The sequence below is a fragment of the Alkaliphilus flagellatus genome (assembly GCF_018919215.1).
GTDB classification, from domain to species: domain Bacteria; phylum Bacillota; class Clostridia; order Peptostreptococcales; family Natronincolaceae; genus Alkaliphilus_B; species Alkaliphilus_B flagellatus.
In genome coordinates this window covers 523,071-534,169 of record NZ_JAHLQK010000003.1, presented here as the reverse complement: position 1 = coordinate 534,169, position 11,099 = coordinate 523,071, and the positions used below count along the sequence as shown (strand labels likewise).

12 protein-coding genes, 1 rRNA gene and 1 riboswitch are annotated in these 11,099 nt (G+C 31.1%); of the genes, 4 read left to right on the top strand and 9 right to left on the bottom strand.

Annotated elements, in window-relative coordinates:
* Both KQI88_RS10165 and KQI88_RS10160 read right to left on the bottom strand, forming a co-directional pair.
* Positions 1–74: ribosomal RNA gene (locus tag KQI88_RS10165) — 16S ribosomal RNA — on the bottom strand; the annotation flags it as partial.
* A gap of 527 nt (positions 75–601) precedes the next feature.
* Positions 602–1,909 (bottom strand): DUF1576 domain-containing protein, encoded by a 1,308-nt coding sequence (locus tag KQI88_RS10160; protein ID WP_216416937.1) that lies wholly within the window; start codon positions 1,907–1,909, stop codon positions 602–604.
* A 219-nt stretch (positions 1,910–2,128) separates the two neighbouring features.
* Positions 2,129–2,231, top strand: a riboswitch (THF riboswitch).
* Between the two features lie 75 nt (positions 2,232–2,306).
* Here KQI88_RS10160 and KQI88_RS10155 point away from each other — a divergent pair.
* Positions 2,307–2,882 (top strand): folate family ECF transporter S component, encoded by a 576-nt coding sequence (locus tag KQI88_RS10155; RefSeq protein WP_216416936.1) that lies wholly within the window; start codon positions 2,307–2,309, stop codon positions 2,880–2,882.
* Positions 2,883–2,899: 17 nt separating this feature from the next.
* Entirely contained in the window at positions 2,900–3,157 is a 258-nt protein-coding gene (gene grxC / locus KQI88_RS10150; RefSeq protein ID WP_216416933.1) for a glutaredoxin 3, read from the top strand.
* Positions 3,158–3,208: 51 nt separating this feature from the next.
* Here the strand turns inward: grxC and KQI88_RS10145 are convergent, their stop codons facing one another.
* Complete coding sequence (locus tag KQI88_RS10145) at positions 3,209–3,589, bottom strand: DUF4363 family protein (RefSeq protein WP_216416931.1); 381 nt, start codon at positions 3,587–3,589, stop codon at positions 3,209–3,211.
* A gap of 15 nt (positions 3,590–3,604) precedes the next feature.
* Complete coding sequence (locus KQI88_RS10140; protein ID WP_216416929.1) at positions 3,605–4,285, bottom strand: YetF domain-containing protein; 681 nt, start codon at positions 4,283–4,285, stop codon at positions 3,605–3,607.
* 326 nt (positions 4,286–4,611) lie between these two features.
* On the opposite strand from KQI88_RS10140, the gene uppP reads away from it, so the two are divergent.
* Positions 4,612–5,439 (top strand): undecaprenyl-diphosphatase UppP, encoded by an 828-nt coding sequence (gene uppP / locus KQI88_RS10135; RefSeq protein WP_216416926.1) that lies wholly within the window; start codon positions 4,612–4,614, stop codon positions 5,437–5,439.
* A 56-nt stretch (positions 5,440–5,495) separates the two neighbouring features.
* Here the strand turns inward: uppP and ric are convergent, their stop codons facing one another.
* From ric to KQI88_RS10120, 3 genes are all read right to left on the bottom strand, one after another.
* The gene (gene ric / locus KQI88_RS10130; protein WP_216416924.1) at positions 5,496–6,206 is read right to left on the bottom strand and encodes an iron-sulfur cluster repair di-iron protein; all 711 of its coding nucleotides are present in this window, start codon (positions 6,204–6,206) and stop codon (positions 5,496–5,498) included.
* Positions 6,207–6,317: 111 nt separating this feature from the next.
* Positions 6,318–7,577, bottom strand: a complete 1,260-nt coding sequence (locus KQI88_RS10125) for a hemolysin family protein (RefSeq protein WP_216416922.1) — start codon at positions 7,575–7,577, stop codon at positions 6,318–6,320.
* A 222-nt stretch (positions 7,578–7,799) separates the two neighbouring features.
* A complete protein-coding gene (locus KQI88_RS10120) occupies positions 7,800–8,564 on the bottom strand; it encodes a L,D-transpeptidase family protein (protein WP_216416920.1) in 765 nt (254 codons plus the stop codon).
* Positions 8,565–8,700: 136 nt separating this feature from the next.
* Here KQI88_RS10120 and KQI88_RS10115 point away from each other — a divergent pair, with 136 nt between their 5' ends.
* Complete coding sequence (locus KQI88_RS10115) at positions 8,701–9,648, top strand: VanW family protein (protein ID WP_246579228.1); 948 nt, start codon at positions 8,701–8,703, stop codon at positions 9,646–9,648.
* 117 nt (positions 9,649–9,765) lie between these two features.
* On the opposite strand, the gene KQI88_RS10110 is transcribed toward KQI88_RS10115, so the two are convergent.
* The gene (locus tag KQI88_RS10110; protein WP_216416918.1) at positions 9,766–10,416 is read right to left on the bottom strand and encodes an ATP-binding cassette domain-containing protein; all 651 of its coding nucleotides are present in this window, start codon (positions 10,414–10,416) and stop codon (positions 9,766–9,768) included.
* The gene (gene modB, locus KQI88_RS10105) at positions 10,410–11,093 is read right to left on the bottom strand and encodes a molybdate ABC transporter permease subunit (RefSeq protein WP_216416916.1); all 684 of its coding nucleotides are present in this window, start codon (positions 11,091–11,093) and stop codon (positions 10,410–10,412) included. The genes KQI88_RS10110 and modB overlap by 7 nt, the downstream gene beginning before the upstream one ends.
* Between the last annotated feature and the right edge of the window lie 6 nt (positions 11,094–11,099).

The following is an 11,099-nucleotide window of genomic DNA, read 5'->3' as shown; positions in this document are numbered from 1 at the left end:
TAACTCCGCTCGACTTGCATGTGTTAGGCACGCCGCCAGCGTTCATCCTGAGCCAGGATCAAACTCTTAAAATAAAATTTCTGGGTTCATCTTAGTAAACTAAAATGAATTTTTAGCTTTCGCTAATTTTGCTCTTTGCATAAAATCAATAATTTTAGCAATTTGCTTTATGCTGGCTTAATCTATACTGTTTAGTTTTCAAAGACCTCTTTAAGGGTTTATGCCTCATCGCCTTGTTGCGGCGACTTATTTAATATAGCATATCTGAAACATTATGTCAACAACTTTTTTAAAATTTATTTTTTAAATTATTGTTTTCCTAAAACCTGTGGCTTCATTTTCATATCCGCTTGTTTTGAGGACTTAATTACTTTAACATCTTTTTTATGCTATGTCAATATACTTTTTTTCTCTTAAAAACTTCTGTTGCTCTATCTATATACAGAAAGGCCCCTCCCCATATTTAGAGATGTGCACTTCTTTCATATCCCTACCTTATTATACTTATATAGACATAGACTTTTTATTTATACATATTTAATAATACTAAGGCTTTATCCAAACAAACTAACTCTCTATTTATATACAATTATAATATAAATCATTCTTGTCTTTTCATCATTCCATTAATAATAGGAACTAAGCTTGCTGCTACAATACCACCAGTAAAACCATTATTATATAAGTTCATCCAACCATGTAGATACCCTGTATTCACTACTAATGTCATATGCATAAACCCAGCCAAGGTTCCAATTTTCCATCCATATTGCCCAGCGATTGGAGCTAATGTAGTCCCAAACATCGCAGCCGCTAAAGATCCGGTGGCATTTATCTCCCTTGCCTGAGTCGCACAGGCTAGAAAAACTCCTAAAAAAATCGGTAAAATATTTCTAGCATGTTTTCCGAATGCAGCAAAGGCTACTACAGTAAGAACACCGCCAATTGTTGGCCCATTTAACTCACCTCTTACTAGTATTATATAGGCTACAGATAAAAACCCAACCAAACCCATGTTAGTCATAGTTAACCCAAATCCGTCTAATGCAATAAAATCCGAACTAGCTCTTCCTGACCTTTTTAATAGCTTTCCATATCCAGTAAAGCTTCTATTATTTAAGATATAACCTAATATAATCATAGTAGTAAATATTATAGACAAGTATATAGTAAAAACTAGATTATTACCTTTACTTACTATCGCTAGAGCCTCATTATTTTTTCCATAGCCTCTAAGTATAGACATAAATAGGGTTCCTACAATCCCAGCCGTAAAGCCCATATTATACAAATTAAATCCTTGATGAAACTTACTAAAATGTGCAGCTAATGGAGGCATAATAAATCCTCCTATAATTCCAGCTATATTTCCTAAAATAACACCATATATTATTGGAAAGTCGAACCCAAAACTAATCTGACTAACTAAAGGTCCTAGGGCTGTCCCAAAAAAAGCAACAATTATATATTTACTAAATTTCTCTTTACGTAATAAAGTATAGAAATATACTCCTAAAAATATAGACCAAATATTGTATATATTCTTACCAAAAAACCCAAATGCTCCTATAGTAAAAATTGCTGCTACAAGAGGACCATTCATTTCTGCATCGCTAATTTTAGCAATAACTATTGATGCAATCATCGCAAGTCCGCTGTTAACTAAAGTAGATCCAATATTACCTATAGCTATATAATCTGAAAATAATATACTTGGCGCAACAATAATTCTACATATTCCACTTATAATTTCTGCTATATTATTAAAATAAAAAGCAGAAACTAATATAAATACAGCATAGGATAGTACAATACCATACTTAGTTACGTCAGATACAATTGCAGCATTATCTGATTTGAATTGTTTTCTATTTTTATAATTCATTATATATTCTATAGGTTTTTGCATTATGAACCTCCTTAGTAAATGAGAAAGATAATTTCTAAATCTAGCACTCTATAATCTCTAAATTACAATGTCTTTTCTAAGTATCTACAATTGTTTTTTTAAGGCAATCATAATATTACTATATAATAGTACAATGGGTATACTATATTATCAAGTACAATTATTTGATAATTCGTTAATCTTTACAATATTTCGAAAGTATTATATCATTAGAGTACGGTCAGAGTAGGTATTACGCGTTAAGTGTTGAGGGATGGGAAGTTGCCCTCAAACGAAGAATAGTAAAACATACTATTCGCGGTGTAATATCGCATCCGCTGTCACATTTAAGAGAATCTACACCATACTTCTCTTATGTGGGGCGTTTTGTCCGACTTAAGAGAAAGGAGGTGGCGTTATGGATAACAATGGGAAAATTTCGTCTAGGGGGCCCATATCTAGCAAGCGTTTATCAACAAAATCCCTAGTTCTAGCTGCTATTTTTGTGGCTATGAATATTATTCTATCGAGGTTTGGGGCTATTATGCTATTTAATGGCAGTGTACGCTTTAGCTTTGGTAATATCCCTTTAATATTATCTGGATTAGTTTTAGGGCCAGGGGCAGGGGCTATGACTGGTGGAATAGCCGATTTACTAGGTTTTTTTATTAATTCTCACGGTGGAGCATTTCATCCCGGTTTTACACTTAGCTCTATATTAATAGGAACAATTCCAGGAATAGTTATGTTTTTAAGTCCTACTAAAAAATCTTCTCTATTAAATGTAGTTGTATCTAATATATCTATATTAATTATAGTAAGTCTTCTGTTAAATACTTATTGGCTTTCACAACTACAAGGAAATGCATATTTAGTATTATTGCCAGCTAGAGCTGCTACTAGTATAATTATTACTGTATTGAATATATTAATAACATATCCATTAGTTAAAAGTTTAGAAAAAACTGGATTAATATTGGATAAGACAAAATAAATTAGGGGAGTGGTCGTTTGAAGGATATCATTATATATACGAAAAATTACTGTCCTTATTGCAAAAAAGCAGTATCTCTTTTATCTTCTAAAGGAGTTCCATTTAAAGAAATTGACATAACATATGATGATCTAACTTTTAATAATGTTATGGAAAAAACGGGTTGGGATACAGTGCCACAGGTTTTTATAGACGAAGAGTTCCTTGGTGGTTGTGATGACATCCATGCTTTAGATAAACAAGGATTACTTGATGAAAAGTTAGGTTTAAATTAAAATCCATAAAGCCCTTATCTAATTAATTAGATAAGGGCTTTATGTTAAGTGCTATAATACATTTTGTAATTTTAAGCCTTCTTTATCTTTAATGTGACTAATCAATAACCTGAACTCCGCCAGTTCTCCTAATGCCAATGCTCTCTCCTCTATTTCTACATATTGATTTAATCTTGCTATAGCAATATCTATAACATCCATTTCATAATGCTCCAAAAATAATTGCCATGTCTTTTTAGTATCTTTCCATTGAACTTTAAGATTTTCCAGATGATCTTTAGCCTTATTCCATTCATTTTCATTTATAGACTTATTTAATATTTTTATATCTTCAAGTAATTTTTCACAGCTACGATTAATATATTGATTAATCAAAAAAGTACCTACAATAAAAATTACTAGGATAAGCAAAGTAACTACTACAATACGCATATAATCACCCTTCTCCTAATTTTTCTTCTCTTGTGCGTAAAAAATCCTATCAGAGGATAAAAAAGCAAAAAATACACTTTCTACGTTATCTATATTTTGTTTTCTGAGCTGATCCATTAACCAATCTTTATCATATCCTGCTTTTCTTAGTTTGGTATCATTTAATCTTCCATCAACAATCAACGTCACAGGTAGCTCTTCATCTTGAATATCATCACACGAATTTAAGTCTGATATTACAACAGGTCTTTTATCTGCTTTCGGAACTATACTCATCTGTCCATTAGTTTCTAAAATTGCATACTCTACATCACTTATGTTGAAATAGTCCTTATTTCTAAGTGCTTCTAAAAGATCATTGATACTAACTCTGAGTCTACGCAATTCAGATTGGTCTATTCTTCCCTTATGTATTAATATACTAGGCTTTCCACAAATAAAATCCCGAAATTTTTCACTTTTTAATGCAAAGTATGAAATTAAAACCTGTATAGATAATAGAGCAATTATTGGAATAACTCCATTTATTAAAGGGATTCCAACATCCTCCATTGGTGTAGCTGCAAGTTCTGCAATCATTATCATTATTACTAGCTCAAATGGCTGCATTTCTGCTACTTGCCTCTTACCCATCATTCTTATAACAACAACTACTACCAAATATAATAGTAGTGCTCTTACAAATACAACTAACATATTTTACACCCCTTATTTCTTTTTACATTATTATATTATTGCCCTATAAAATTTTTATATTAGTTTTAAGTTATAGAACTTGCTTATATAGTAAATAATCTTACAAAAAAGTAATGTAGACGTTCACCTATTTGTAAGGTTGATTATTTAAAATAATATTATAATGCTTTAAAAGAAAGATTGATACAAGTGGAATTGATGGAAGTTATAAGCTTATATAAAATCTTAAAAAATGTAAACAGCAGTTTTAAATATTAAAACTATCACATATTCTACTAATGTATGTTATAATCATTCTTGTTAATATTTTATTAGGAGGTGGTAGGATGACAATAATAAAAGCTATTATATTAGGTGTCATTCAGGGGCTTACAGAATTTTTACCAGTCAGTAGTTCTGGTCATTTAGCAGTTGCTCAACAACTTTTAAAAGTTCCCGAGGATCGAATTCTTTTCTTTACAGTAATGCTACACTTAGGTACATTATTTTCAATATTTGTTGTCTATTCTAAGGACATAGCTATGATTATTGTAGAATTTCTTCGTCTATTAGGTGAATTAATTACAGGAAAAGGATTAAAGCTCAATAATGAACATAGAAAGCTTGGTGTTTTTATTATTATTGCGTCAATACCAACAGGATTGATGGGAATATTTCTCGACGATCTATTTGCTAGTTTCTATACATCTACCATAGTAATTGGTATTGCATTAATGATAACAGGTACGCTTTTATGGATAGCTGAAAAATCTAACTCTGGGAAAAGAACCATTAAAGATATGCATGGATTGGATGCTTTAATAGTAGGTATATTCCAAGGATTTGCTATTACACCTGGTATTTCAAGATCCGGTTCTACCATTGTGGGTTCCCTTTTTAGGGGATTTAATAAGGAGTTAGCTACTAAATTTTCCTTTTTAATTTCTATTCCTGCTATTCTAGGAGCAACTATATTTGAAGTTAAGGATGTTCTCGAGGTGGGTATGGGAGATATCACTATAGGTATTTTAGTAGCTGGTGTACTAGCCGCCTTCATATCTGGTTTGTTTGCTATTAGGACTTTAATTAACTTTATAAAGAAAGAAAAGTTATATTACTTCTCTTTTTACACTTGGATTGTAGGAGCAGTTGTAATATTAACATCAATATTCTAATTAAACAATGCATAATTTTAAAACCCTCCATCAAATATGGAGGGTTTTTCTGTAAATTATTTCCTTAGAGCCACTAGTCTTGGAAACATAATATTATTTTCTAAGTGTATATGCTGAAACGTATCAGATTCTAGAAACTCAAGTCCCCTAAATGTTAAATCATAAGATTGGCAACCATCACTAGGTACTGTATAATCATCAGTAATTTTTCTTAATTTCTTTAATATAGTCCCTGCTTCTTCATGTTCATCTTCTAATTCATTAATAGCATTAATTGTTTTTTCTAAAAGCTCATCAGATGGATTAGCTTCGTATTGCTTAATTAATGGGAATACAATTTCTTCTTCTTTAATCAAATGTTGTTCAAGCTCCATTTTTAAAGTATGAAATAATTTATAAACATCAGAAAGCTCACTATGCCCTTCGCCATGTACTCTATATATCTTTCTAGTTAATTCGCTAAGTTTAGGTAGTTCTTGATTTAAATAAGAATGATGCGTATTTACTACATGATCGATTAAATCGCTAAAGGATGCCTTTGTCCAATCAATATCTTTACTTTTTAATTCTTGTACTGATTTATATGATTCTTCAAGCTTTGCTAATACCTCTTCTTCCTTTAATCCATTTTCATTAATAGCCTCAATTAAAGGTCTATTTCCCCCACAGCAAAAGTCTATTTTAAAGGTTTTAAAAACCTCACTTGCCTTAGGTAATTTAACTACAATATCTCCGATTTTATCATTACCAGAAAACACATATTTCATAATTTTATCCCTCCAAGTGTATTTATCTAATATCTTAGTTCGATAATACTATATAGATTAAATAAAGACTTTGATTTAAATCACATTTTTAAAAATAGTTAAAAATAGTAATTATTGATTCTCTGGTAAAATTTGAATCCTTATTTTTTGTATTCTATGGTTAGAAATAGATTCGACAGTAAACTTTACATTTTCATGTACAACAGCTTCCCCTACTTTAGGTAGCCTTCCCAGTTCACCCATGATGAATCCTCCCAAGGAATCAAAATCTTCCGATACCATATTAAGACCAAGAAATCCATTGATAAATACAATCTTTGTACTACCATCTACAACATACTCTTGCTCATTTATTTTTTCAATTTCTTTTTCAACTTCATCATACTCATCTTCAATTTCACCAACTATTTCTTCAATCAAATCTTCTATAGTTACAATACCAGCAGTACCACCATATTCATCAATAACTATAGCCATATGTACCCTGTTTTTTTTCATTTCTTTAAAAAGCTCAGTTATTCTTTTAAACTCATACGTATAATAAGACTCTCTTATATACTTAGTAATATTAAAATTCTCCGTAGTATCTTCTGCATAAATTAAATCCTTTACATTTACAATACCAATTATATTATCAAAGTTTCCATCATATATAGGATATCTTGAGTACTTTTCCTGTTTAATAAATTCCATAACCTCATTAAAATCCGAATCAACATCTATTGCAGATATATCAGTTCTTTGAATCATAACATCTTTTATTTGTAGATCTCCGAATTCAAATACATTATAAATCATTTGTTTTTCTTCTATTTCCAAAACTCCTTCTTCATGGCTTACATTAACTATAGATTTCAATTCCTCTTCAGTAATATAAGGAGCATCTTTATCACTTTTTCCGCCTAATATTCTAACTAAAAAATTAGTTACTTTAGTAAATATAATAACAATAGGATTAATTATCGTAACGATTAATGAAAGAGGTTTAGCCACAATTAGAGCCACCTTCTCTGCATTTTGTGCAGCCAAAGATTTCGGAGTAATTTCAGAAAATATCAAAATTAACACTGTCATTACTATAGTTGCTATAGCAACAGCATTCCCTTTAAACAATTCCATAGTAAGAGCAGTAGCTAGAGCCGAACCAGCAATATTAGCAATATTGTTACCTACTAAAACACTACCTATTAACTTACTAGGGTTTTCGACCAACTTTTGGACCAACTTAGCACCTTTAACATTTTCATCTACCATATATCTAACTCTAATTTTACTCAAAGACATAAGAGAAGTTTCTGCGGCCGAGAAAAATGCTGACATTATAAGTAGCAGAACTAGCATTAGTAATTGTATCAAAATATTTGAAGTCATATTAATCACATCCCCAATTAAGTAGTACGCATCTTAACTATACTTTTTCAGATACATAACTTAATTATACCCTCTTTTTATATATTTCATTTTAAAAAACGGCAAAGTTGTCCAAGAACTCTCATGAATAAGAAAGAGGAATACTTTCCCTTTCAACTCCTACTTTTATAGTCTAGGAAAGCATAGTTTCCTAGACTATAAAAAATTTAATATTAATTAGAATTAATCCATAATTATAATTCCTAATTTTTTATAGGTTTCATAGCTAATATGAGGACTCTTTGGAAGGTCATGTTTTTTTTGGAAATCGTATAAAGCCTGTTCCATATGTGGACCGTATTTACCATCTAAATAGTCTACATCATAATACCCATAAGCTCTTAATCTAGCTTGAACTTCCATTACATCTGATCCTATATCTCCTGGAGATATAGTACGAAGTCCATAACCAAACGGTCCAAACATTCCATTAATAATAGCAACTGGAGTCTCGTGCTTAACATATTTATAAAGATCCTCTACATCTTTATTATTCATTCGCACACACCCAGCAGAAGCATTTGAACCAATAGAATTTGGCTTATTAGTACCATGAATTCCATATGTACCCCAGGGTACATTAAGTCCCATCCATCGCGTTCCAAATCCACCTCCCCACTTAGCCTTATTAATTATTTTCCATGTACCTATAGGAGTTGGAGTATTTAATTTTCCACTAGCAATTGGATATATCTTTATCGTTTCGTTTCCATTAAGTAAATATAGCCGTTTTTCAGAGATATCAATTAATATCTTTAAATTCTCATATTCTGGATTTTCTGTAATCATTTTGTTTTCCCATGCAATATATTCTATGTATTCACTATATCCCAAAACCTCTTTATCACTTTGTATTTTATTTTTCATTAGGTTTATATTTTTCCCAATTAAAAGAATAGTTATAATGCAAAACATAGATGTTACTATTAAAATTCCTTTCTTTAACATTTCATCCCCCCCACATTCCAATTATATGCAAGAGGACAATCTTGTCATACAAATAAAACGTACATATTTTCTAACAATATATCTAAAAATATATTGTAGTAGTATTAATAGATTAATTTAAAATAGGGGTGATAATTTGAAGATAAAAAATTATATATTACTAATTCTAACAGTAACTTTATTAATTTATTCAACATCATGTAATTTTAAAAATGCAGAAAAAGAGCTAGAGGAAAACCCAGAAAACCTGGGAGCCCAAGTTAATATTTCAAAGACAGAAAATCATATCAGTAATGTTGACTTTGATGTACCTGACAAGTCTGGCCCTATTCTTAATGTTCCATGGGAAAATGATAGTAAGTTTAAAGAAGCTCAAGAAAAGCATGGAACTGATGTACTATTATCTGCATTTTGTACCGTTATAAAAACCACATCGCCAGGAGAACAGCACAATGTTCATTTAGCGGCGAAATCTGTCAGTGGAATTGTTGTACCTCCAGGTGGAGTATTTTCACAAAATAACAGCATAGGCCCTTATGTTGAATCTAAAGGATATCAGGAAGGCTCTGCTTATATAGGTGGAAATGTAACACCATCAATAGGTGGTGGAGCATGCAAAATTGCATCTACTTTATATAATGTGTCAATACTTAGTAATTTGGAAATTGTAGAAAGATACAATCATAGTATGCCTGTTCACTATTTACCCTATGGACAAGATTCAACCGTAGCTTATGGTTTTAAAGATTTTAAATTTAAAAACACTACAAATGCTCCTATTCTTATTTGGGCTGTCCCTATAGAAAACAGAGTTTATATGGGGTTTTACGGTAAAGAAGAGCCTCCTAAGGTAGAGTGGCATCATAATATTTTAGACAGAAAAATAGCTCCTAAACAATATAAAATAAATTCTAATTTGAAGGATGGCGAAGAGAAAGTAATTCTTGAAGGAATGGATGGAGCAAGGGTAGAATCATTTATAACCATTGAGTATGAAGATGGTAGATCAGAGAAGAAAAATCTTGGAATTAGCAATTATTGGCCTATGCCACATATAATTGAAGTAAATAAGATAAAACACTAAATAAAAAATTTAGAGAGAGTTTTTACTCCCTCTGAATTTTTTATTAGTTTATCTGTGATTAATTATACTTATTAATATATAAAAATAAGACTAATACAAATTAACCTTATCCTCTTATCAAAGCGCAGTATCATTAATTAAACATCCATTTGATATCCTTATAATTCTATCCCCCAAATATTGTGCTTCCCCTTCATCATGGGTAATCATTAATATTGGGATGTTCCACTTTTTCTTTATCTCTAAAAATTCATTATACAGTATTTGTTTTGTACGCTTATCTAATGCTGCAAAGGGTTCATCTAATAAAAGGACCTTTGGCCTAATAATTAATGATCTAGCCAAAGCTACCCTCTGCTTTTCTCCCCCTGAAAGCTGATATGGATATTTTTTAAGAAGCTTTTCAATTTTAAAGGCTTCTGCAAATCGATACACTTCATCATTAGTACCGGCTTCCTTATAATTATTCAGTCCATACTGAATATTTTTAAATACATTTATATGTGGAAACAAAGCATAGGACTGAAAAACATATCCGACTCTTCTTCTATGAATAGGCAAAATATGGCCTTCCTCTGAGTCAAAATAGACATCATTGTCCATTGCTATCCTTCCATTGTCTGGTTTAGCTACACCTGCAATACAATTTAATATTGTAGATTTACCAGAACCAGATGGACCTAAAATGACAGTTACCTCTCTATCAGCAGTGAAGTTAACATCTAATTTAAAGTCTTTATAGGCTTTATTTATATCAATGATTAACATTTTTCTTCCCTCATCATTTTTATGTAGTGTTTTCTCTTTAGCCATTGGTTTAGTAGCCATATGACTAAAAAACTAAATAGGGTCATAATTATTACTAACCGATTAGCCATCTCTTTATTTCCTGTCTCCACTGCTGAATATATAGCTATAGGTATTGTTTGAGTTTTCCCAGGAATGTTTCCCGCAATCATTAAAGTAGCACCAAATTCACCAAGGGCTCTTGCAAATGACATTACCAAGCCACTAACAATACCTGTCCAAGACAGGGGTAAAATAATTGTAAAAAACACCTTAAATTTGTTTGACCCTAAAGTAGCAGCAGATTTTTCATAAATAGGGTCTAAATTTCCAAATGCAGATTTAACACTTTGTATCATTAATGGCAATGCAACTACGGTAGCAGCAATAATAGAACCTGTTACCGTAAACACAACCTGTATTCCAAATAGGTCCTTAAGCATTCTGCCTAATAAAGAATTTCTTCCAAATAAAATTAATAGTCCATATCCAATTACCGTTGGTGGAAGCACCAACGGTAATGTCAACAGAGTTTCTAATAGTGTTTTACCTTTAAAATCTTTATTAGTTAAGGAATAGGCTAATGGTATGCCTATTAGCATGGCAAATACTGTAGCAATTGATGCTACCTTCAATGAAAGTAAAACTGGATTTAACATTTGTAT